This window comes from Stenotrophomonas sp. AR029 (assembly GCF_047520695.2).
In the GTDB taxonomy this organism is placed as follows: domain Bacteria; phylum Pseudomonadota; class Gammaproteobacteria; order Xanthomonadales; family Xanthomonadaceae; genus Stenotrophomonas; species Stenotrophomonas sepilia.
Map to the genome: position 1 here is coordinate 932,468 of NZ_JAXBQQ020000002.1, position 23,675 is coordinate 956,142.

Genomic DNA, 23,675 nt, shown 5'->3' on the forward strand with positions numbered 1-23,675 from the left:
GCCCGGCTGCTTTTTTCGAGGATGCCTGCCATCTGAATCGGAAGCAGCCGGGCATCGGCTCGACTCTACAGGACCAGAGGACCTCAACGAACCTCGAACGGTTGCTCCTGCCACGCCTCCACGCTGCCATCGCGCCCGTGCAGGCGCAGGCCGAGCCAGTGCCGGCCCGGCGCCAGCGTGGTGGTGTCCAGCGACGCGTCGAAGCCCACCGCCGGATGCTGCGGATCGGTACTGTCCGGCCAGGCGGGGCGAATGTCGAACACGCGCCCGTAACGCGCGTCTCCGATCGAGCGGCCATCAACCAGCACTTCAACCCGCGCCAGCCCGACCCCATCCTTGAATGCCCAGCCCTTGATGGCGAGCGTTCCGGAGACCTTTTCACCGTTGGACGGCGCATCCAGCCAAGCCATTGAGGGCGTTACGCAGGCCCCCTGTGCACGCTTGGCCGGCAGCCGGAACAGCAGGAACCGCTGGAAGCCATGATCGCTGCTGACCACGCGTGGCGCCGGCAACGGCCCCACCTGCTCGCAGATGGTGTGATAGCGCGCCAGCAGGTCGCGGTAGCGCTGGTCACTGGGTGACAGCACCAGCAGCATCGGCACACTGCGCGGGCCTTCGTGCAGCAGGTCCCACTGCGCCAGCTGTGCGGTGCGTCCATGCTTGTCGTTGAGCGGATGTGGCAACACCTCGATATCGCCATTGCCCAGCTGGAAGCCCAGTTCGGCACCGACCTTGAAGTTGCCCGCCAGGACACGCGTACCCGGTGGCATCTGCCGCAGTTCGTCACGCACCGCCACGGCCAGTGGCTGCCAGCCGGCAAAGTTGCGCGGGTAGTACTTGCTGCCGGCCATCTGCTCGCGAAGTGCCGGCGTGGACGCCATCAGGTAGTAGCCGAACGCCAGCACGGTACCTGCAGCGGCCAGCCACCAGCCGGTACGGCGCAGCCAGCGCGGCCAACCGTTGAGGACCACCGGCACGGCCACCAGCAGCGCCAGGTAGCCTGGCAGCGGCCAGTGGAAACTGATCCGTTCGACATCGGTGAAGAAGCCCAGCAGGAAGATGCCCAGCGTCGACACCCCGCCCACCAGGCCGAAATAGCGCCACTGCACCCGCGCCCCACCGCCACTGCGGGTACCCGCCAGGGCGACCTTCCACATCGCGATGCACAGGATCGGCGTCACCAGCATCGGCTGGATCACCAGGAACCACAGCCCCTCCCACTCGAACGTCCACGGGTGGCGCTCGACCACCTGGAACTTCAGGCCGGCGTCGTGGTTGTCGGCATTCCACGCCAGCAACGGCAGCCAGGCCAGCACGCCCACCGCCAGCGCCACCCATACGCGCGGGTCGGCCAGCATGCGACGGCCCTGCGGCAACGCCAGCAACGCAATGAAGCCGACACCGATGACACCAATGAAACGGTAGTGGCTGAGCGCACCGATCAGCAGGCCCAGCGCCAGCTTCATCGCCGAGGACGCGTCCACGCTGTGCAGCAGGCGTGCACCTGCGTGCAGGCAGATCACCGCCGCCAGCGCCATCGGTACGTCCGGCACGGCCAGCAGGCCCAGCGTGGCCGACAACGGCATCAGCAGCGTCAGGCTGCCCGCCTGCCAACCGGCCACGTTGCCGAACCAGCGCGTAGCGATGCGCACCACCAGCAACGGCAGCAGCGCACCGATGGCCAGGAACGGCAGGCGCAGTGCGAGTACGTGATGGCCACCGATCTCCACGCCCAGGCGTGCAAGCCAGGCGGTCAGCCCCGGCAGGTCGGAATAGGCAGCGGCCAGGTGCTGGCCTTCCTGCCAATAGAACGCCTCATCGACGAACAGCGGCAGGCGCGCAGCCACCACCAGCTTGGCCGCTGTGATCAGCGTCCATAACCAGAGAAATATTGTCCGCGCGCGCTGTTCGCCTTGCATTGCTCTATGGATAATCGAGTGGATTCCAGACCTGAGACGATCATGCCAGCCTCGTCCCCCAATCCCAGCATGCTAACCGATCAACTGCGCCAGGCCCTGCGGGAGGCACAGGATCAGGTGAACGCACTGGTGCTGGGCAAGGTGCCGGAAGTCAGGCTGGCCTTTGTCGCCCTGCTTTCTGGCGGCCACCTGCTCATCGAGGATCTGCCCGGGCTGGGCAAGACCACGTTGGCGCATGCATTGGCCAGCAGCCTCGGCCTCAGCTTCCAGCGCGTGCAGTTCACCTCTGACCTGCTGCCGGCCGATGTACTTGGCGTTTCGGTGTACGAGGCCGGCAGCCGCCAGTTCCAGTTCCATCCCGGCCCGGTGTTCACCCACGTGCTGCTGGCCGATGAGATCAATCGTGCACCGCCGCGGACACAGAGTGCGCTGCTGGAAGCGATGGCCGAGCAACAGGTCACACTGGATGGACAGACACATCCACTGCCCGATCCGTTCTTCGTCATCGCCACGCAGAACCCGGTCGACCTGTCCGGCACCTTCCCGTTGCCGGATTCGCAGCTGGATCGTTTCCTGCTGCGGCTGGCGATGGGCTACCCCAGCGCGCAGGCCGAGCGCGAGCTGCTGCGCGGCAGTGATCGCCGCGACCTGATCGCACGCGCGGTGCCAAAGCTGGACGACACCCAGGTGCGTGCATTGCGTGAAGCGGTTGGCCAGGTGCATGCCAGCGACGCGCTGATCGACTATGTGCAGGCGCTGCTGACCCGCAGCCGACACCATGCCGGCGTGCGCGTAGGCCTGTCACCGCGCGCGGGACTGGCCCTGCTGCGTGCCGCCAGGGCACATGCGCTGCTGCTCGGCCGCGGGCATGTGGTGCCCGAAGACGTGCAGACCCTGTTCGTGGCGGTGGCCGGCCATCGCCTGGTGGCCGAAGCCGAATCCAGCTCGGGGCCGGCGCTGGCGCGGGCGATCCTGCAGACCGTCGCGGTGGACTGAAGGTGGCCACACGCTGGGCACGCATGCAGCTGCTGGCACGCCCCCGCAGGCCCGAAGCCCTGCCGCAGCGACTGGACCGCCATCGCATCTATGTACTACCAACCCGCTTCGGCCTGTTCGTCGCCACCCTGCTGTCGGCGATGCTGCTGGGCGCATTGAACTACAACAACAACCCGGCCCTGCTGCTTGCGCTGCTGCTGGCCGCGGCAGCGATCGCCAGCGCCATCGCCGCGCACCTGCAGCTGTCCGGCATACAGATCGATGCAATCTCCGCCGAACCGGTACCGGCCGGGCATCCCCTGCGCCTGCGCGTGGACCTTTCGTTGCGTGACCCGCGCGCGCGCCACGGGCTGCACCTGCAGCTGGGCGCAAGCGAGGCCTGGGTTGCACTGCCTGCACACGGTCGCGGCGAAGTGGAGCTGGATGTTCCCAGCGAGCGGCGCGGCTGGCTGGAACTGCCCCGCATCCGCCTGTCGAGCACGCAGCCGCTGGGACTGGTGCGGGCATGGTCGTGGGTGTGGCCGGAGCAGCCGCTGCTGGTCTATCCACTTGCCGAGGCACTGGCACCGCCGCTTCCGGAACGTGGCAACGACCCACTGCACACCCGCGCCCATGCCAGTGGCGATGAGCTGCACCAGTTGCGCCCCTATCGTGCCGGCGATGCCCCGCGCAGCATTGCCTGGAAACACTCGGCGCGCCGCGACAGCCTGCTGGTACGCGAATACGAGAAGCCGATCGGCATCGAAGTGGTGCTGGACTGGCGCACGCTGGCGGCGCTGGGCCATGAAGCGCGCATCGCGCGGCTGGCACGCTGGGTCGACATGGCCGAGCGCGAAGGCCGTCGCTATACGCTGCTGCTTCCGGCCCATCCGCCGTTGGGGCCCGGCCAGGGCGCCAGCCACCACCACCTGTGCCTGCGCGCACTGGCATTGATGCCCCATGACTGAGCCTGCCGTCCTGCTCGACCGCAACGCCCGCAGCTGGACCCTGGCCAGCGCAGCGCTGGCGCTGCTGCCACTGCTGCTGCAGCTGCCACCGGTGCTGGCCAGCGTGATCGCGATCACTGCGGTGCTGACCGCTGCGCTTTCGTGGCGGCGGGTGCTGCCGATGCCGGTTCGCCTGGTGCTGGTGCTGGCCATGCTTGCCACCATCGTCTGGCAGATGGGCATGGTGCGCCCGGGCCGCGATACCGGCTGCGCATTGCTGGCGGCGATGCTGGCGATCAAGTCCAGCGAACTGCGCAATCTGCGCGATGCGCGCAGCCTGCTGGGCTTCGCGTTGTTCTCGCCGTTCGCCGCCTTCCTGCTCGACCAGGGGCCGTTGACCACCGGGCTGGCAGCGCTGGCCGCAGTTGCCGCACTGCTGGCCCTGCAACGCCTGGCCCTGGACGAGGGCCACAGCCCTCGACTGCCGCTGCGCGGACAACTGCGTGGTGTCGGCCGCCTGCTGGGGATCGGCCTGCCACTCGCGCTGGCCTGCTTCTGGCTGTTCCCGCGCTTGTCCACGCCGCTGTGGGGCGTACCCGAGCGAGCGGTGGGCACACCGGGCCTGGCTGACAGCATGGCGCCGGACCAGTGGCTGGACCTGATGGCCGACGACACCCCGGCGTTGCGCGTGCAGTTTTTCGGCGCGGTGCCCGAGCCTGCGCAGCGCTATTGGCGCGGCCCGGTGCTGACGTCGTTCGACGGCCACCGCTGGAGCCGCGATCGCGCGACGGCCGGACGCCCCGCACCGGTGGTCGAAACCGCCGCACAGGGTTGGGACTACCAGATCGACTACGAGCCCACCGACCGTCGCCTGCTGGTGGCACTGGACCTGCCCAGCCGCGCACCGGAGGGCAGCAGCTTCGATGCCGACATGAGCCTGCGCAGCGACCGCACGCTGTCCGCGCTCAGCCGCTGGCGGTTGCATTCGGCGCCGCCGCAACGGTTCGACACCGATCTGTCGCCCTACCTGCGCCGCGCGGCGCTGCAGCTTCCGCCCGGCTTCAATCCGCGCACCGCCCAGCTCGCGCGGCAATGGCGGCAGGAGGCAGGCAGCGATGACGAGGCCATCGTCCGCCGTGCGCTGCAATGGATCACCCGCGACTTCTCCTACACGCTGGATACACCGGTGGCGGGGCGCGATCCGGTCGACGATTTCCTGTTCAACTACAAGGCCGGCTTCTGCCAGCACTTCAGCTCGGCCTTCGTAGTGCTGATGCGCAACGCCGGCATTCCGGCCCGGGTGGTGACCGGCTTCGCAGGCGGTACCCGCAACCGCATCGGCGACTACTGGGTGGTGCGTCGCATGGATGCCCACGCCTGGGCCGAAGTCTGGCTGCCGCAACGCGGCTGGGTGCGGGTCGACCCGACCGCGGCCGTGGCACCGGAACGCATCCTGGACACCCTGGACGACCGCCTGCGGGCCGGCACCGATACCCCGCTGCAACAGCGCTGGCTGCAGCTGGGGCAGATGGGTGACTGGCTGCGGCGCGGCTGGAACGACCTGGTGCTGTCCTTCGATGCACGCCGCCAGCAGCAACTGCTCAAGCCGTTCGGGCTGGATGACCTCGGGCCGGCGCAGCTGGTGACCGGATTCGTGGTCGCCGCCCTGCTGGCACTGGCGTGGATGGCTTGGTTGCTGGCCCGCGGCGAGCGCGAGCGCGACCCGCTGCTGCGTGTCTGGCACCGGCTCGGGCGGCGTTATGCGCGCCTTGGCCTGGCCCGCGAACCGCACGAAACCGCACAGGACTGGGCACAGCGGGTTCACCGGCAGCGACCCGACCCGACCCTGCTCGCGCTCAGCCAGCGTTTCGCCGACGCGCGCTACGCTGGAACTTGCACCGACCTCGCTTCATTATTGCGGGACCTGCGCAGGCATCGCCCGACTTCCGGAGCCTCCCCATGAACACCAAGTTCCTCCTCACCGCTGTGGCCACGCTGGCCCTGTCGGCCTGCGCCACGGCCCCCAAGCCGCTGCAGGGACAGTTCAGCCTGGTTTCCCCGCGCGACTCGGTCGCCACCCAGCAGGTCGGTACGCCGGTCCGATGGGGCGGCCGCATCATCGAGACCAAGCCCGGCCAGGGCGAGACCTGCTTCCAGATGATCTCGCGCCCGCTCAACGCCAGTGGCCGCCCGAACACCACCTCGTCCGACGCCAGCGACGGCCGCTTCATTGCCTGCCGCGCCGGTTTCTACGACCCGGCCGTGTTTGAAGCCGGGCGTGACGTGACCTTCATCGGCAAGATCTACGGCTACCAGAACACCCGCATCGGGGACTACGACTACCGCCTGCCGAAGCTGTCGGCCGATGTGATCTACCTGTGGCCGGAACAGCGCCAGGTCGATGTGGTGCCCTACCCCTATGGCCCGTGGGGCCCGGGTCCGTGGGGCCCGTACTGGGGTGGCTACGGCCGTTGGGGCTGGTGGTGATCGCCACCCAGCCCGCATGATCGGAAAAGGCCGCCTTCGGGCGGCCTTTTTCATCCACACATGCGTGGACAGGGCTTCAACGCCCCGGCGTACCGAAATGCCCCAGCGGCGCGCCGGCCAGCAGGTGCATGTGGATGTGGAACACGGTCTGCCCGGCGTGCTCGCGGCAGTTCATCACGATGCGGTAGCCGTCCTGCCCGAAACCCTCGCGGCGCGCGTATTCGGCAGCGGCCAGGGCCAGCTTGCCGACCAGGTGCGCCTGCGACGGCTGCAGGTCGTCCAGGGTCGGGATGATCTCGTTCTTCGGAATGAACAGTACGTGCACCGGCGCCTGCGGTGCGATGTCCTTGAAGCCCAGCACCTCGTCGTCCTCATAGACGATGGTGGCCGGGATCTCGCGACGGATGATCTTGCTGAAGAGGGTTTCGTTGCTCATGGTCGGCCTCGGCGGGAGTGTCTTCCGCATTGTAGGCCGGCCGCGCCGGGCGATGCCCGGGTGGTGCTCAATCACGGAATTCGCTGCGCGTCCCGAACGCGTGCGACAGCGTGCCGCGGTCAACGTATTCAAGCTCGCCGCCAAGCGGCAGGCCCTGTGCCAGCCGGCTGGGCTGCACCTTGCGCGCGCGCGCCAGCTGCGCAAGGTAATGCGCGGTGGCTTCGCCTTCGACGGTGGCACTGGTGGCGATGATCAGCTCCTGTACCTCACCTTCGGCCAGCCGCTGCTCCAGCTGCTCCAGGCCCAGCTCGCGCGGGCCGACGCCATCAAGCGGCGACAGCCGGCCCTGCAGCACGAAGTAGACACCGCGAAAACCCGTCGCGTTCTCGATCGCGAGACGATCGGCCGGCGATTCGACCACGCACAGCTGGCTGCGCTCGCGGCTGCTGTTGGCACAGGTCGGGCACAGCTCGGTTTCGCTGAAGTCGCGGCACTGCGCGCAGTGGCCGATACGCTCCACCGCCAAGGCCAGCGTTTCGGCCAGGCGCTGGCCGCCTTCGCGCTCGCGCTCGAGCAGGTGGTAGGCCATGCGCTGCGCCGTCTTCTGGCCTACGCCAGGCAGCACCCGCAGTGCGTCGATCAATTGTTCAAGCAGGGGTGCGGACACGGCGGCATGCTTTGATGGCGCCGAGCGAGCTCGACGGCTACAGATTCTGTGGCACCCGCTTGCACGGATGCCACGCTGGCAATCAGAACGGCAGCTTCATGCCCGGCGGCAGCTGCATGCCGGCGGTGGCCGAACCCATCTTCGACTTCGACTCGGCATCGATCTTGTTCGAGGCATCGTTGAAGGCGGCGGCGATCAGGTCTTCCAGCATCTCCGGGTCGCTGGTCAGCGACGGGTCGATGCGCACCTTGCGGCATTCCTTGGCGCCGGTCAGGGTCACGCTGACCATGCCGCCGCCGGCACTGCCGGTCACTTCGATCCTGGCGATTTCTTCCTGGGCCTTCTGCAGGTTTTCCTGCATCTTCTGGGCCTGCTGCATCAGTTGGGCGATATTGCCGCGCATAGTGTCTTACTCGTCAAAAGAACGGATGGAATCGGAAACAACCCGGGCACCGTGCTGTTGGATCAGCACCTGCACTTCCGGGTCGTCCATGAAAACGGCCTCTGCCACCTGCTGCCGCTCGCCACGCTGGCGGTCGGCACGCTGATGCAGGGTCTCGGCCGGAACGTGTTCGGTTTCCACGGTCTCGACCACGATCTTCGGCGCCTGGCCCAGGGCCTTCTCCAGCATCTCGCCCAGGGCAGCCAGCGCGCGCTCCGAGCGCAGGTACTCAAATCCGGGCGAAAGGCCCAGTTTCAAGGTCCCGTGCTGGCAGCTGATGAAGGCGGCGTTGGCAGCCAGCTGCCGCGAGGGGCCGCTGAGACCGCTGTTGGCGACCAGGTCCAGCCAGTCTTCGGCAGTGGCCAGCTCGCTGACACCTTCCTGCGGTGCGGCCTCACGCGCCGGAGCCGGTTCGGCCGGCGCAATGGCAATACCTTCGGCGCGGAACGAACGCTCCGGCGGCGCAGGCTCGCCTGGATCCGCGGCGGGAGCCGGCGGTTCATGCCAGGGCGCGACCATGGCGGCATCCGGGCCGGCCATCTCGGCCGCCAGAGCCCCATCCCGCGCCTCGGCTTCGTCGGTGGCCCACGGCGGCAGGTCATCGCTTGCCTCTGCAGCGATGGCAGGCGCCAGCGCCTCGGCCTTCACCGGCGGCGGTGACACGGGCTCTTCCACCGGAACCGGCTCGGGTTCAGGCGTCGGATCCGGCTCCGGTTGCGGGGCCGGCTCGGGTTCGGGTTCAGGTTCGCGCGGTGCAGCCGCCGGAGCGGCCACCTGCGCCGCCACGGCCGGGCTGGCCGAAGCGACGGCAGCAGCCGGCGTCGCTTCATGGCTTCCGGCATGGGCGCCACCACCGGCAGCGTTGCCACCCGGCGTGCCTCCCACCGCACCGTCGACGGCCTTCGGCACCGGCGGTACCGCTGCGGCCGGGCGGAACGCCAGCATGCGCAGCACCGCCATTTCAAAGCCGGCGCGCGGGCTCGGCGCCAACGGCAGGTCGCGTCGACCATTCAGGGCCATCTGGTACCAGAGCTGCACCACTTCCGGGCGCAGGCGCTCGGCGAATGATGCGACATCCAGGCCTTCCGCGACGGCGGCACCCGGCACCAGCTGCTGCACCTGGATGCGGTGCAGGCCTTCGGCGAGCGCTTCCAGCACGCCACTCCAGTCCGGCGAGAATTCGGCCAACGCGGCCACCACCTGCAGCAGGCGCGGGCCATCGCCCTCGGCCAGCGCATCGAGCATCGCCGCCACCTGGGTGCGATCCACAGTGCCCAGCATGGTGCGCACCACATCCTCGCGCAGCGCGCCGCCGGCATAGGCGATCGCCTGGTCCAGCAGTGACAGGCCGTCACGCAGGCTGCCGTCAGCGGCCTTGGCCAACTGCACGATGGCGCTGCCGTCGGCCTCGATCTCTTCCGCCGCCAGGATGCGGGTCATCTGGCCCTGGATCTGGTCTTCGTCCAGGCGCTTGAGATTGAACTGCAGGCAGCGGCTGAGCACGGTGACCGGCAGCTTCTGCGGGTCGGTGGTGGCCAGCAGGAACTTCACGTGCTCCGGCGGCTCTTCCAGCGTCTTCAGCAGTGCGTTGAACGCCGCCTTGGACAGCATGTGCACTTCGTCGATCAGGTAGACCTTGTATTTGCCGCGCGAAGGCATGTACTGCGCGTTCTCGATCACCTCGCGCACGTCGTCCACGCCGGTGTTGGACGCGGCGTCGATTTCCAGCAGGTCGATGTAGCGACCGGCGTCGATGTCCAGGCAGGCGGCGCACTGGCCGCACGGGTCGGCACTGGTGCCCTGCTCGCAGTTGAGCGACTTGGCGAAGATGCGCGCGATGGTGGTCTTGCCCACGCCACGGGTACCGGTGAACAGGAACGCGTGGTGGACACGGCCGCTGTCCAACGCATTGCTGAGCGCACGGACCACGTGTTCCTGGCCCACCAGCTCGGCAAAACGCTTCGGACGCCACTTGCGGGCAAGGACGAGATAGGACATCAGGCCACCGTTTTCCATCGGAAGTTCCATTGTGCCATGCCTGTCCAGCCCCTTCGCCAACATCGACCCCGTATGTGTTGCCTGGCCGGGGTGCTTGTGTCCGGCCGCGCCGCCCGCTAGAATCTGCGCCCCTGCTGAGGCGTTTGCCGATGGCAGGATCCGGAGAGGTGTCCGAGTGGTTGAAGGAGCACGCCTGGAAAGTGTGTAAGCGTCTAAACCGCGCTTCGGGGGTTCGAATCCCCCTCTCTCCGCCAGACAAACGCAAAGGGCCGCCCACAGGGTGGCCCTTTGCGTTTGTCTGGCGGATGGGATGGGTGGTGAGAAGCCCCGCCGGGGTTCGACGGTTCTGCAGGAGCAGAACCGGACAGCCGCAGGCTGGTCCCGGGGCGCAACGCGCATCGGGATCGGGTGCAGGGATGCACCCGACAATCCCCCTCTCTCCGCCAGATAAATGAAGAAGCCGCCCAGTGGGCGGCTTTTTTGTTTGGCTGGCGGGAATCGTCGCAGGTACTACCGGACTGAACAGGGCCTGCCGTCGTGGCCGGTCCAACGGCCCGCCCGCCGACGGCGCGCGATCCGCCGCAGGTCATCTGCGCCGGAGCAGTCCCCGCACGCAGGCGCCGACGAACGCCAGCCCCAGCAGCACCCACACGACCGCCATTCCCCACAGCGCACCGAACGTGTCCAGGACCGGATCCAGCCGCGGTTGCGCCGGGTCGTACAGCACGCGTACCGGCTGCCCAGTCTCATAGCCGAAGATCATGCCGCCCTGCGGATACGAGACGCGTTGGCCGGTCGCGGTGGTGAACGCGACCTGCGGATGCGATCCGCCGGCGTTCAGGCGCTCGACCTGGCCATCAACGGCCTGCGCGACCGCCAGGAACTCAAGACGATGTGTCACCTCGAAGGCGGCCACAGCAAGGATCAACAGACCCACCACGCCAAACAGCAGACCGCGCATGAGCTGGGCAGTCCGGAAAAAAGAAGGGTCGGGCATCGCTGGGCAGCTCCGTTGCAGGCGGGAAGACGAATGCGGCCGGCGGATCCTGCCGCGCGGTCAGTCCCACGTGTGGAAAGCATAGCCCAGAAGCCACTGCGCCCCACTGCACGCCATCGCCACCGGATGCGCCTCGCCATTGCCCGCCACCGACGCACCCGCCTGGTACAGGCGCCTGCATTCCGCACGCTCATTCGAGTGGGGAGACGTCACCTGTAAAGGGATTGGCATCGCTCCATGTACCCTTGAACGTTTCGCCCCCTCCCAACGTCTGGACGGTTGAAATGCAGCCGGGCAACTCCATGGCATTTCCCATGAATCTCCGCCTCTACCGCCCCGCCGATGCCAGCGCCTGCCTGTCGATTTTCGACAGCAACGTACCCACCTACTTCGCGCCCGAAGAGCGCAGCGACTTTGAATGCTTCCTGCGCGAACAGGCCACGGACTGTGCATTCCAGGTGATCGAGCGCGATGGAAACGTCGTCGCCTGTGGCGGCCTCTCGCGCCGTAGCGACGGCAGCGCCGGCTTCTGCTGGGGCATGGTGCAGCGCGTGCTGCACCGCCAGGGACTGGGCCGCGAACTGGCACTCGCGCGCCTGCACCAGGCTGAAAGCGATCCGTCGATCGACCGCATCGCGCTCAGCACCAGCCAGCACACCCAGGGCTTCTATGCCGGCCTGGGTTTCCAGGTGACGCGCATCGTGCCCGATGGGCATGGCGCCGGGATCGACGCCGTTGAGATGGAGCGGGAGCTCTAGCGCTCCCGCCCCGGTGCCATCCACGAAGGGCGTGGATCTACCGCAGGCATCCCCTGCTCAGAACCCGACGCGCAGGTTGATCTGCCCACCCACATCGCGGCGGCCATCGCCATGCTGGCCCTGTACGAACATCGACAGCTGGCTGTTGCGGCCGAGGCCGACCGCCACGCCCACCTGGCTGACCAGGGCATTGCGTGCCATCACCGCGCTGTAGACATCGAATGCATCGCCACCGACCGCAAAGCGGTTGCGGCTGGCCACATCGGTATCCCCCGACGCATGCTGCCAACCCAGGCCGACCGTCAGCTGCGCCGGGAAGCGCTCGCCGCTGCCCACGTCCCAGCGCCCACGCACGCCCACGGTGCTGACATTGAGCGTGTCCTTGCCGCCTTCCAGCACCAGTGCCGCGCTGCCGCCCTGCTCCACCGCACGATCGCTGTCGACCCAGTGCTTGGTGAACTGCACATAGGGCTGCAGCTGGGTCCTGCCGTGGGTCCATGTCCAGCTGCCTTCCACCTGGGCGATGGTCACATCGGAATCCTGGCGGCTGTACAGGGTCTGGCCCAACAACGGCACTTCACGCGTGGCGCGCGTGCGGTAGTCACCGCGCGACACGCTGCCACCCACCGCAAAGCCGTTGTTCCACTGTCCCTGTGCATACAGGCCGAACGTGTTGCCACGCAGGCGGGCCCGCGAGCTGCGATCATACAGCCGCGTATCCAGCCGTTCGTTGCCGGCCGCTGCACCCAGCACCACATGCTCGCCCAGCTGCCAGTCGACACCGGCCATCAGCGCATTGCGATTGGCGCGGATCTCATCGCCATTGCCGTCACCATCCTGCCTGAACACCTTGCCACTGCCGGCCAGCCAGGCCGAAGCGCGCTCGCCACGCACGGTCGGCAACTCGCTGCCGAGTCGCTGGCGGATGCCTTCTTCCAGGTAGTTGTCGTACAGCAGCACCGCGCGGCTGGCCGCGTGCACTTCACCGGAGAGCTGTTCGAATGCGCTGCGCGCAGTGCCGGCGTCATACATCAGCACCGTGTTGTACAGGCCCAGGGCCGCGCCACTCTGCGGCAGGCTGTCCAGCGCCGCGGCGGTGTTGTACTGGTTGCGCGTGTTGGCCACGGTGGTGAACGCTGCGGTCTGTGCCACGTCGATCTGCAGGTTGGCCGTGTTGGCGGTGTAGACCGGGGTGATGGTCAGGAAGGCCGACGGCGAGGTTGCCGAGGCGAACTGCCCACTCACGCCACCGCCCGCATTGACCACCGTGTACTGCTGGCCCTGCTGGTAGCTGGTGCTCGGCGAAATGGTATTCACCCGCACGGTGCTGCCGCCCACATTCGCGCTGCCGCCCACCTGCACCGTGTCGCTGCCGGTGGCGCCCAGGTCGATGCCCAGCGTGCTGCCCGGTGACAGGTTCAGATTGCCGCCCACCGTGATCGTGCCGGTGCCGTTGCCTGCACCACCGCCATTGCCCGCGCCATTGCCCGGCGACAGCACGCCGCCGCTGGACACCGTCACGCCACCGCCGGTACCCCCGATGGTGCCGGTGCCGGACAGGGTCGTGCCGCTGCCGATGGTCCACTGTCCGCCGATGTTGCCGGTGACATTCAGGCCGCCGCCGGTGACCTGGCCGGTGCCGCTGAAGCCACCACTGTTGCCGCCCAGATTCAGCGTGCCCGGGCCGGCCTGCACGATGCTGCCACCGCCGGTGATGCTGCCGCCAAGCGTGGTGGTGCCACCGGTATTGATGACCAGGCCACCGTTGTTGGTGATGTTGCCGGTGATCGCGCCGCTGGCTCCACCATTGCCGACCTGCACGGTGCCGCCGGCATTGATGGTGGTACCCCCGGTGTAGGTGTTGTTGCCGGTCAGCGTGAGGGTGCCGGTGCCGGCCTGGGTCAGGCCGCCACTGCCGCTGATGGTGCCGCCCACCGTGGTGTTGCCGCCGACGTTGAACACGAGGCTGCCGTTGTTGGCAACGTTGCCGGTGATCGCACCGCTGGCGCCACCATCGCCGACCTGCAGCGTGCCGCCGGTGTTGATGGTGGTGCCGCCGGTGTAGGTGTTGTTGCCGGCCAGGATCACGGTACCGGTGCCCGCCTGGGTCAGGCCACCGCTGCCGCTGATGGCGCCGCCGACGGTGGTGTTGCCGCCCACGTTGAACACCAGGCTGCCGTTATTGGTGACGCTGCCGCCGATCGCACCGGTGGCGCCGCCATTACCCACCTGCAGCGTGCCACCCGTGTTGATGGTGGTCGGGCCGGTATAGGTGTTGTTGCCGGTCAAGGTCAGCGTACCGCTGCCGGCCTGGGTCAGGCCGCCACTGCCGCTGATGGTGCCGCCCAGCGTGGTATCGCCCGCCAGGTTGGACACCAGCGTGCCGTTGTTGGTGACATCACCGACGATTGAGCCCGTTGCCCCGCCATTGCCCAGCTGCAGCGTACTGCCGGCGTTGATGGTCGTGCCGCCGGTATAGGTGTTGGTCCCGGTCAGCAGCAGCGTACCGCTGCCCGCCTGGGTCAGGCCGCCGCTGCCACTGATGGTGCCGCCCAGCGCGGTGTTGCCGGCCACGTTGGAAATCAACGCGCCATTGTTGGTGATGTCGCCAGCGATGGCGCCGGTCGCGCCGCCGTTGCCCACCTGCAGCGTGCCGCCGGTATTGATGGTGGTCCCGCCGGTGTAGGTATTGTTGCCCACCAGGGTCAGCACACCGCTACCGGCCTGGGTCAGGCCACCACTGCCGCTGATCGCACCGCCGACCGTGGTGTTGCCCGCAACGTCGAACACCAGGCTGCCGTTGTTGGCAACGTTGCCGGTGATCGCGCCGGTCGCACCGCCATTGCCCACCTGCAACGTGCCACCGGCATTGATGGTGGTGCCGCCGGTATAGGTGTTGTTGCCGGTCAGGGTCAGCGTGCCGCTGCCGGCCTGGGTCAGGCCGCCACTGCCGCTGATGGTGCCACCGAGCGTGGTGTTGCCGGCCACGTTGGATACCAGCGCACCGTTGTTGGTGATGTCGCCGACGATCGCGCCGGCCGCACCGCCGTTGCCGATCTGCAATGTGCCACCGGCATTGATGGTGGTACCGCCGGTGTAGGTGTTGTTGCCGGTCAGCACCAGCGTGCCGCTGCCGGCCTGGGTCAGGCTGCCACTGCCGCTGACCACCGCGCCCACGGTGGCCGTCGTACCCAGGTTGTAGACCAGGCTGCCGTTGTTGGTGATGTCGCCCAGCACCGAACCGGTGCTGCCGCCGTTGCCGATCTGCAGCGTACTGCCACCGTTGATGGTGGTGCCTCCGGTATAGGTGTTGTCGCCGCTCAGGGTCAGCGTGCCGGTACCGCTCTGCACCAGGCCGCCGGTGCCACTGAGCACGCCGGCGAACGTGGTGCTGGCGTTGTTGCCGCCGGTAGTCAGGGTTGCACCGCCCAGCACCACGCTGGAACCGGTCACGCCAGCGAGGCCTCCGATGCTCTGGCTGCCACCGGCACTGATATCCAGCGTACCGGCACCGGCCAGGTTGACCGTGCTGGCACCGGACAGGCTGCCACCGGCCGCCACCGCCAGCGTGCCACTGTTGATGGTGGTGGCACCGGTATAGGTACTCGCACCGCCGAGGGTGACCGTCGCCGCGCCATCCTTCAGCAGGCCGCCAGCGCCGCTGATCGGGCCGTTCAAGGTCAGTGCGTTGCTGCCGCCCAGAGTCAGCGTGCCGCTGGCCAGCTGCACGGTGTTGGCCAGCGTCAACACGCTGGTGCCATCCAGGCTGGCGTTGCCGCCTACGGTCAGCGCACCGGTTCCCAGCGAACCGTCGTTGCCCAGTAGCAGGCCACCGGCATTGAGGGTCACGCCGCCCGTGAAGACGTTGACGCCAGTCAAGCCCTGGATGCCTGCGCCGTTCTTTACCAGCCCCCCTGCACCTCCGATGGTGCCGGCGAAAGTGGTATTGCCCACGCCATTGAGGGTCAGCGTGCTGCCACCCAACGCCACTGAAGAGCCTGCCACGCCTGCCAGCGAACCGATCGCCTGCGCGCCCCCCGCACTGATGTCGAAGGTGGTACCGGCGTTGGCCAGGTTCACCGCACCCGTCGCAGCGAGGCTGCCACCGGCGCCGATCGCCAGCGTGCCGGCATTGATGGTGGTGCCACCGGTGAAGGTGTTGGTGCCGGTCAACGTCTGGGTACCGGAGCCTTCCTTGATCAGCCCACCGGAGCCGGCCACCGAGCCACTGAACGTGCCATTGGTGGCGTCTCCGATCGTCAGCGTGTTGGCGCCCAGATTCACCGTGCCGTTGCCGATCAGGGTGCCGAACTGCTGCGTGCCGCTGCCTGCCGACAGATCGAAGGTCGCCCCCGAGGCCAGGTTGACGATGCCACTGGCGTGCAGGCTCGCGCCCGCACCCAGTGCCAGCGTACCAGCGTTGATGTTGGTGCCGCCGGTGTAGGTGTTGGTGCCGTTCAAGGTCAGCGTCGCGGCACCCTCCTTGGTCAGGCTGCCGGTACCACTCAGGTTGCCGTTGAGGGTGAGGTTGTTGCTGCCCAGGACGGTCAACGCGTTGTTGAGGATGAAGTTGTTGCCGAGGATGACCGCAGTGTTCGAATCGAGCGTCGCAGCGCCTCCGACCGTCACCGTACCGGTGCCCAGCGCAGCATTGTTGCCGACCACCAGGCCACCGGCGTTGAGCGCCACGCCACCGCTGAAGGTGTTGGCACCATTGAGCGTCTGCACGCCCGCACCGTTCTTGATCAGGCCGCCACTGCCGCCGATCACACCGCTGAAGGTGCTGTCCACGGTGCCGCCCAGGGTCAGCGTGCTGCCACCCAGCGCCACCGTGCTGCCCGCCACGCCGGCCAGCGAACCGATGGCCTGGTTACCCGCGGAGATGTCGAGCGTGCCCGCACCGGCCAGGTTCACCGCGCCGGTTGCGGCGAGGCTGCCACCGGCACCGATTGCCAGTGTGCCGCTGTTGATGGTGGTCCCCCCGGTGTAGGTGTTGGCACCGCTCAGGGTTACGGTGGACGCACCGTCCTTGATCAGCCCGCCCGTGCCGGAAATCACGCCCCCCAGTGTCAGCGCCTGGCTGCCGAGCAGATCGAGGCTGGCACCCGCTGCCAGCCCGATGTTGTTGGCAAGGCTGACGCCGGTCGTTGCATCCAGCGTCGCGTTGCTTCCGACCGTCAACGCACCGCTGCCGAGCGCAGCGTTGTTGCCGACCACCAGGCCACCGCCGTTCAGTGCAACGCCACCACTGAACAGATTGGCGCCACCCAGCGTGAGGATGCCGGCGCCATTCTTGACCAGGCCACCGGTGCCGGAAATCGCGCCATCGAAGAGGCTGTTGCCCACGCCACCGAGTGTCAGCGTCTGTGCCCCCAGGCTCACCGTCGAGCCGGCCACGCCGTTCAACGACCCGATGGTCTGGCCGGCCCCTGCGGTGGAGATATCGAAGCCGGTGCCTGCAGCGCTCAGCGTCACCGCGCCGGTCGCGGCCAGGCTGCCGCCCGGACCAATCGCCAGCGTGCCGGCATTGATGAAGGTGCCGCCGGTGTAGGTGTTGGCACCGGTGAGCGTCTCGATGCCCGCACCGACCTTGGTCAGGGCACCCGTGCCTGCGATCGAGCCACTGAAGGTGCCATTGGTGGCGCCACCGACCTCGATCGAATTGGCGCCGAGGTTCACCGTACCATTGCCGACCAGGGTGCCGAACTGCTGCGTGCCGCTGCCGGCAGACAGGTCCAGCGTGGCACCGGTGGCGAGGTTCACGGTACCGCTCGCCGCCAGGCTGGCACCGGCGCCCAGCGCCAGCGTGCCGGCGTTGATGTTGGTGCCACCGGTATAGGTGTTGGCGCCGTTCAAGGTCAGCGTCGCGCTGCCATTCTTGGTGAGGCTGCCGGCCCCGGACAGGACGCCGTTGAGCGTCAGTGCATTGGTCCCGAGCACGGTCAGCCCGGCGTTGAGCGCGATGTTGTTGGCCAACGTTGCCAGGCCGGTGGTATCCAGCGTGGCGGCACCACCAACAGTCAATGCGCCGGTGCCCAACGCTGCATCATTGCCAAGCACCAGTCCGCCCGCGTTGAGCGTTACGCCGCCGCCAAACGTGTTGGCACCGGACAGCGTCTGTACGCCCGGGCCTGCCTTGATCAGACCGCCGCCGCCACTGATCACGCCATCGAACGCGGCGTTGCCGGCCGTACCGAAGGTGAGCGAATTGCCGCCCAGCGCCAGGGTGCTGCCACCCGCACCGTTGAGCGCGCCGATGGTCTGGCTGCTGCCGGCACCGGAAATATCAAAGCCAGCGCCTGCACCCAACGTGACATCACCCGCTGCAGCAAGGCTGCCGCCCGCGCCCAGCGCCAGCGTGCCGGCATTGATGGTGGTACCGCCGCTGTAGGTGTTGGCACCGGACAGCGTCAGCGTGGTGGCACCATTCTTGACCAGGCTGCCATTGCCGCCGACCACGCCCGACAGCGTCAGCGCATTGCTGCCCGGCAACGTCAGTACGACGCCCGAGCCCAGCGTGACCGCATTGCCGAGTGTCACTGCCGCGCCCGTGTCCAGCGTGGTGCTGGCATTCACCGCCAGCGCGCCGGTACCGAGCGCATCATTCGCACCGACCACCAGGCCACCGCCGTTCAAGGTCAGGCCGCCACTGAAGGTATTGGTGTTGTTGAGGGTCAGCAGGCCCGCACCGTTCTTGATCAGGCTGCCATTGCCGGCCACCACACCACCGAGGGTGAGATCGTTGCTGCCACCCAGCGTCAGCTGCGTACCGGCACCGAAGTTCACTGCGTTGGCCAGGTTCAGCGCCACGGTGCTGTCCAGCGTGGTCGTGCCACCAATGCCCAGTGCACCGGTACCGAGTGCGCTGGCGTTGCCGAGAATCAGGCCACCGTCGTTGAGTGCAAGGCCACCACTGAAAGTATTGGCACCGGACAGCGTCTGTACGCCCGCGCCTGTCTTGATCAGACCGCCGGTACCATCGATCACGCCGGCAAAGCTGCCACTGCTGGCGCCGCCAAAGGTCAACGACTGCGCGCCCAGCACCAGCTGGCTGCCTGCCACGCCGTTCAGCGCGCCGATGGTCTGCGCCGCACCGGCTGCGGAGATGTCCAGCGTCGCACCGGCACCCGCAAGATCCACCGCGCCGGCCGCGGCAAGACTGCCGCCCGCCCCCAGCGCCAGCGTGCCGGCGTTGATGGTGGTGCCACCGGTGTAGAGGTTGGCGCCGGACAGGGTGAGGCGGGCCGCGCCGTCCTTGATCAGCCCACCGGCACCGAATACCGGACCGGTGAGCGTCAGGTCATTGCCGCCCAGCACGGACAGATTCGCACCGGCGGCCAGGCCGATGAGGTTGCCTACGGTGAGTGCAGACGTTGCATCCAGCGAAGCGTTACCGCCCACGTCCAGCTGGCCGGTACCCAGGGCCTGCGCATTGCCCAGCTGCAGCAGGCCCGCGTTGAGGCCGACCCCCCCGCTGAAGGTGTTGGGTCCATTCAACGCCAGCGTGGCCGTACCATTCTTGACCAGGCTGCCAGTGCCACTGATGAGACCGCCCAGTGACACGTCCTGGCTGCCCAGCAGATCCAGCGCCGCGCCTGCCCCGAGGTTGACGTTGTTGGCGAGGTTCAGCGCTGCTGAACTGTCCAGCGTGGCAGTGGCGCCCACCGACAGTGCACCGGTGCCCAGTGCGCCGGCGTTCCCCAGGAACACGCCGCCGCCGTTGACGGTGAGCCCACCACCGAAGCTGTTGGCGCCGTTGAGGGTCAACGTGCTGGCACCGTTCTTCACCAGCCTGCCGGTACCGGACACCACGCCACCCAGCGTGATCGCCTGCGAGCCCGGCAACGACAGCGCCGCACCCGCGCCCAGGTCAACATTGTTGGTCAGGCTCAACGGGGCGCTGCCATCGAGCGTGACGTTGCCGCCGATGCCCAGTACTCCAGTACCGAGCGCGCCGCTGTTGCCCAGCAGCAGGCTGCCGGCGTCTGCGTTCAGTCCACCGCTGAAAGTGTTGGTGCCGTTCAAGGTCAGTGTCGACGCGCCATTCTTGACCAGGCTGCCGGTGCCAGTGATGTTGCCGCCCAGGGTCAGGTCCTGGCTGCCCGGCAGGGTCAGGGCCGCGCCGAGGTTGATCGCATTGCCCAGGTTCAGCGCCGCAGTGGCGTCCAGCGAGCCGTTGCCACTGACCGTCAGCGCACCGCTTCCCAGCGCACCGGCGTTGCCCAGCACCAGGCCACCGGCCGCAAGATTCACCCCACCGCTGAAGGTATTGGCACCGGTCAGCGTCTGCACGCCGGTACCCTGCTTGATCAGCCCACCGGTGCCGCCGATCACGCCGGCGAAGGTCTGGTTGGTGGCATCACCGAAGGTGAGCGTGCTGCTGCCCAGCGCCAGGGTGCTGCCCGCCACACCGGACAATGCACCGATGGTCTGGTTGCCACCCAGCGCGATATCCAGTGCGCTGCCAGCGCCGGCCAGGCTGACCGCGCCGGTCGCCGCCAGGCTGCCACCACTGGCCAATGCCACCGTTCCGGCATTTACTGCCAGCCCACCCGTGAACGTGTTCGCGCCGCCCAACGTCAGCGTGGCAGCGCCGTTCTTGACCAGGCTGCCGCTCCCGCCAATGACACCCCCCAGCGTCAACGCGTTCGAGCCCAGCACATTGAGCGAACCACCGGCGCCCAGTGTGATGCCATTGCCCACGGTGAGTCCGGTGCTGGCGTCGAGCGATACCGCGCCGCCGACGTTCAGTGCGCCGGTTCCCAGTGCACCGCCGTTGCCCAGCACCAGGCTGCCGGCGTTGAGCGCCAGACCGCCGCCGAATGTATTGGCGCCGTTGAGGGTCAGTGACGATGCACCATCCTTGATCAGGCCACCCGCGCCGCTGATCACCCCGTTGAACGTCAGCGCCTGCCCGCCAAGCAGATTCAGGCTGGCACCCGATCCGAGGCTGACAGCATTGGTCAGCGCCAGCGCCGTGGTGCCGTCGAAGGTAGTGTTGCCGCCGACAGAGAGCGTACCGCTGCCCAGCGCGGCGGCATTGCCCAGCAACAAGCCACCGGCGTTGAGCGCAACACCGCCCGTGAGGCTGTTGACGCCCGACAGGGTCTGCACACCGGTGCCGAGCTTGATCAGGCCGCCGGTGCCTGCGGCGAACGTGCCGCTGTAGCTGGTATTGCCCAGCCCGCCCAGGGTCAGGGTGTGGCTGCCGAGGTTGACCGAACCGCCGAGGCCGGCCAGCGAGCCGATGGTCTGGTTGGCCGCCGCCGAAAGATCCAGGCTGGTGCCAATGTCCAGCGAGATCGCACCGGTGGGCGACAGGCTGCCGCCCGCGCCCAGCGCCAAGGCGCCCCCGGCCAGGTTGAAGCTGCCGCTCAGCGAATTGGCACCGTTCAAGGTCAGCGTGCCGGCATCGTTCTTGGTCACGTTGCCGGCACCGGATATCGAGCCACTCAATGTCAGCGCATTGCTGCCCAGCAGGTTCAGCGAGCCCCCGCCATTGACCACCAGGTTGTTGCCCAGGGTGAAGCCCGCCGTCGTATCCAGCGAGGCGCTGCCACCGACGGTCAGGTTGCCGCTGCCGAGTGCACCGGCATTGCCCAGCAGCAGGCCGCCGGCATTGAGGTTGACGCCACCGGAGAACAGGTTTGCGCCGCCGAGAGTAACGATGCCGGTGTTGCTGACCGTCAGCCCGCCTGCGCCTGAAAGCACGCCATTCAGGCCGAACGCATTGGTCCCGGCCAGGGACAGATTGCCGCCGAGGTTGAACGCATTGGTCAGATTCAGACCGGCCGTGGAGGAGGCGATGGCACCGCCGTTGGCCGTGAACAGCCCTGTGCCGAATGAACCGGCGTTGTTGAAATTGACCAGGCCATCATTGAGCGTCGTCGGGCCGGATCCGCCCCATGCGCCCTGCAGGTTCCAGGTACCGCTGTTGACGGTGAGCCTCTGGAAGTTGAGGTACTGGTTCCAGCCCAGTGTGGTCACCGCTCCGCCGGTGCCGGCCCCCGGACCGCTGACGACGTTCTGCAACACCAGCGTGTTGTTGGCCGCACCACTGCCGGTACCGGCGTCGACCGATCCCGCAGCCGCAACCTTCACCCCGGTAACACCGGTAATCACGCCGGCAACAGCGCTGCCGCCACCGGTCACAACGCTGGAACCCGACACTGCGGTGAAGGTGTTGCCGCCGGTTGAATCACCCAGGTGAACGCTGCCACTGACCGCCCCCGCATTGAGGAACGTATTACCGCCAGAAGCGCCCAGGCCAACACGCCCGTCGATGGTGCCGGTGTTGGTCACATTGGCTGCCGCACCACCGTAGGCCACCACCGTGGTCGCGTCGGAAACGCTGCCTGTGCCGATCAACGACGTGCTGATCAGGCCGGCGTTGTTGATGGTGGTGGTGCCGTTGACATTCTGCGCCACCAGCGCCTGTCCACCGAAGCCCAGCAGCGTTGCGATATTGACGACACCCTTGATCTGTCCGCTGGCGTTGTTGTTGACGACGATCGCGCTGTTGTTGGCAGAACCATTGCCGATGACCAGGCCGGGCGAGGCAAGGACGATCGAGCTCGGATCGATCGTGCCATTGTTGTTGACCGTCACGTTGTCGCCGGTCAGCGTTGCTGCGTTGCCTCCACCTACGAACGGCGGCGTACGCAGCAACGCACCCGCGGCAATGTTCAGCGTGAGGCCGCTGGTCGCGTTGGAGTAGTTGTTGATGTTGGTGGTGCTGTCGCAGTTTACGGTCGTGGTGCCCGTACACGCCGCGAATGCCGATCCGCTGGCCAGTGTGGCGGCCAGTGCCGCCGCCAGCTGGTGCGCCCGCAATCGCGGCACCCGCCCTGCGCCGACCGCGCTTCCGCCGGGATTCCGGGTGACCTCCGAAGCAACCTGCATTACCCCAAGGGCGCGATTGAAAACCAGACGGTAAATGCGGTTCATCGGCAAATCTCCATGAAAAGACCGGATGGCACAGCTGGCAGGTTTTTCGAGACAATGCGGTCCACCCCTGCTCCCGATACGGGAACAAGGCCTGAAGGCATTAACTCCTGAAAATCTTCACATCTTCACGTGATCGCACCCCGGGACAGGTACGTCAGCGTGTCCACCAGGACGAAAACTCCCCGATTTCGCCCGACGAATGGCGGCACTGTGCGACCGGCCGTGCCAGCGGCATGTGAATCGCGCGCGTTATTTTCATGACGCACGTCAAATAAAAGAGGCAGCCAGAATGGTTTTGCCGAAAATGCATATCGCTGCATGTGGCGGAGAATCCATTCCCCGCCATGAGTAAATAAATTCAGCTGCTGGAGAGTTTCATCAGCACCAGGCCGGAAACAATCAGCACCGCTGCACCGATCCGCATCGGGCTGACCTGCTCCCCCAGGAACACGATGCCGACCACGAACGCGCCGACCGCGCCGATGCCGGTCCAGATCGTATAGGCGGTGCCCAGCGGCAGGCTGCGCATGGCCACCGCCAACAGCCAGAAGCTGGCGATCATGCCGATGATGGTGACCACGGTGGGGGTGAGACGGGTGAAGCCTTCGGACTGCTTCATGGACACGGCCCAGACGATTTCCAGCAGGCCGGCAAACAATAGATAGATCCAGGCCATGACGGCCCTCCTCTTGGTAGGGCCAGGCCGTCCTGGTCTTTGATTCCCGATGTGGGGGAGGTCGTTCCTCCTGGCCGGCATTCTAGCAACGGGAGCCACGCCCGGCCGCCGTGGCCGGGAACGGGTTACAGCCGATTCAGTGCGTGAAGCTGGCATCGACGCACCCGCCTGCGCTAGAATGAGCGCCTGCCATCGGCTAGCCGATGTGCGGTCCGGCTGTGGTCTCCGGCGCATCGCGCGCTGCTTCCCCTGATCCGTGAACTGGCCGCCCTCGGGGCGGCCAACGTCTCTATGGTGGCCCCGTCGGCCCCTCGCGACGCTAGGTCGAAAACCCCGCCAGGGCCGGAAGGCAGCAACGGTATCGATCGACGCGGGCGCCGAGGTCAGCCGGCGGGGCCATCGCCTTTTCTGGCGACACCCGGCCCT

At 67.5% G+C, this 23,675-nt stretch carries 13 protein-coding genes, 1 tRNA gene and 1 other RNA gene; 7 read left to right on the forward strand and 8 right to left on the reverse strand.

What is annotated here, in order from left to right; genetic code table 11:
* Positions 1-83: 83 nt before the first annotated feature.
* Positions 84-1,919, reverse strand: coding sequence for a glycosyltransferase family 39 protein (locus tag ACM0PB_RS10905; protein ID WP_032953980.1), 1,836 nt, complete (start codon positions 1,917-1,919; stop codon positions 84-86).
* Between the two features lie 42 nt (positions 1,920-1,961).
* On the opposite strand from ACM0PB_RS10905, the gene ACM0PB_RS10910 reads away from it, so the two are divergent.
* The 4 genes from ACM0PB_RS10910 to ACM0PB_RS10925 are packed head-to-tail and all read left to right on the forward strand — an operon-like array spanning position 1,962 to position 6,328.
* Positions 1,962-2,915 carry an AAA family ATPase gene (locus ACM0PB_RS10910; RefSeq protein ID WP_049417066.1) on the forward strand — a complete coding sequence of 318 codons (954 nt, stop codon included), beginning with the start codon at positions 1,962-1,964 and terminating at the stop codon, positions 2,913-2,915.
* Positions 2,916-2,938: 23 nt separating this feature from the next.
* Positions 2,939-3,862 (forward strand): DUF58 domain-containing protein, encoded by a 924-nt coding sequence (locus ACM0PB_RS10915; protein WP_053499582.1) that lies wholly within the window; start codon positions 2,939-2,941, stop codon positions 3,860-3,862.
* Complete coding sequence (locus ACM0PB_RS10920; protein WP_065177980.1) at positions 3,855-5,804, forward strand: transglutaminase TgpA family protein; 1,950 nt, start codon at positions 3,855-3,857, stop codon at positions 5,802-5,804. Before ACM0PB_RS10915 ends, ACM0PB_RS10920 begins: the two co-directional genes overlap by 8 nt.
* Positions 5,801-6,328: a Slp family lipoprotein gene (locus ACM0PB_RS10925; RefSeq protein ID WP_279946714.1), complete on the forward strand. Its 528-nt coding sequence runs from the start codon at positions 5,801-5,803 to the stop codon at positions 6,326-6,328. The genes ACM0PB_RS10920 and ACM0PB_RS10925 overlap by 4 nt, the downstream gene beginning before the upstream one ends.
* 76 nt (positions 6,329-6,404) lie before the next feature.
* Here ACM0PB_RS10925 and ACM0PB_RS10930 read toward each other — a convergent pair whose 3' ends face one another.
* From ACM0PB_RS10930 to dnaX, 4 genes are all read right to left on the reverse strand, one after another.
* Positions 6,405-6,764 carry a histidine triad nucleotide-binding protein gene (locus tag ACM0PB_RS10930; RefSeq protein WP_414604489.1) on the reverse strand — a complete coding sequence of 120 codons (360 nt, stop codon included), beginning with the start codon at positions 6,762-6,764 and terminating at the stop codon, positions 6,405-6,407.
* A 67-nt stretch (positions 6,765-6,831) separates the two neighbouring features.
* Positions 6,832-7,431 carry a recombination mediator RecR gene (gene recR / locus ACM0PB_RS10935; RefSeq protein WP_005415496.1) on the reverse strand — a complete coding sequence of 200 codons (600 nt, stop codon included), beginning with the start codon at positions 7,429-7,431 and terminating at the stop codon, positions 6,832-6,834.
* Between the two features lie 82 nt (positions 7,432-7,513).
* Positions 7,514-7,834: a YbaB/EbfC family nucleoid-associated protein gene (locus ACM0PB_RS10940; protein WP_019659509.1), complete on the reverse strand. Its 321-nt coding sequence runs from the start codon at positions 7,832-7,834 to the stop codon at positions 7,514-7,516.
* Between the two features lie 6 nt (positions 7,835-7,840).
* Positions 7,841-9,889, reverse strand: a complete 2,049-nt coding sequence (gene dnaX / locus ACM0PB_RS10945) for a DNA polymerase III subunit gamma/tau (RefSeq protein WP_065197188.1) — start codon at positions 9,887-9,889, stop codon at positions 7,841-7,843.
* 143 nt (positions 9,890-10,032) lie between these two features.
* Between dnaX and ACM0PB_RS10950 the strand changes: the two genes are divergently transcribed.
* A tRNA-Ser gene (locus ACM0PB_RS10950) sits at positions 10,033-10,125 on the forward strand.
* 332 nt (positions 10,126-10,457) lie between these two features.
* On the opposite strand, the gene ACM0PB_RS10955 is transcribed toward ACM0PB_RS10950, so the two are convergent.
* Positions 10,458-10,868 carry a DUF3592 domain-containing protein gene (locus tag ACM0PB_RS10955; RefSeq protein WP_269203014.1) on the reverse strand — a complete coding sequence of 137 codons (411 nt, stop codon included), beginning with the start codon at positions 10,866-10,868 and terminating at the stop codon, positions 10,458-10,460.
* A gap of 314 nt (positions 10,869-11,182) precedes the next feature.
* Between ACM0PB_RS10955 and ACM0PB_RS10960 the strand changes: the two genes are divergently transcribed.
* Complete coding sequence (locus ACM0PB_RS10960; protein ID WP_495495119.1) at positions 11,183-11,626, forward strand: GNAT family N-acetyltransferase; 444 nt, start codon at positions 11,183-11,185, stop codon at positions 11,624-11,626.
* A gap of 57 nt (positions 11,627-11,683) precedes the next feature.
* Here the strand turns inward: ACM0PB_RS10960 and ACM0PB_RS10965 are convergent, their stop codons facing one another.
* A complete protein-coding gene (locus ACM0PB_RS10965) occupies positions 11,684-22,573 on the reverse strand; it encodes an autotransporter-associated beta strand repeat-containing protein (RefSeq protein ID WP_414604491.1) in 10,890 nt (3,629 codons plus the stop codon).
* Between the two features lie 358 nt (positions 22,574-22,931).
* Positions 22,932-23,249 carry a DMT family transporter gene (locus ACM0PB_RS10970; RefSeq protein ID WP_005415486.1) on the reverse strand — a complete coding sequence of 106 codons (318 nt, stop codon included), beginning with the start codon at positions 23,247-23,249 and terminating at the stop codon, positions 22,932-22,934.
* A 300-nt stretch (positions 23,250-23,549) separates the two neighbouring features.
* Between ACM0PB_RS10970 and ffs the strand changes: the two genes are divergently transcribed.
* Positions 23,550-23,646, forward strand: an RNA gene (gene ffs / locus ACM0PB_RS10975) — signal recognition particle sRNA small type.
* Positions 23,647-23,675: the final 29 nt, after the last annotated feature.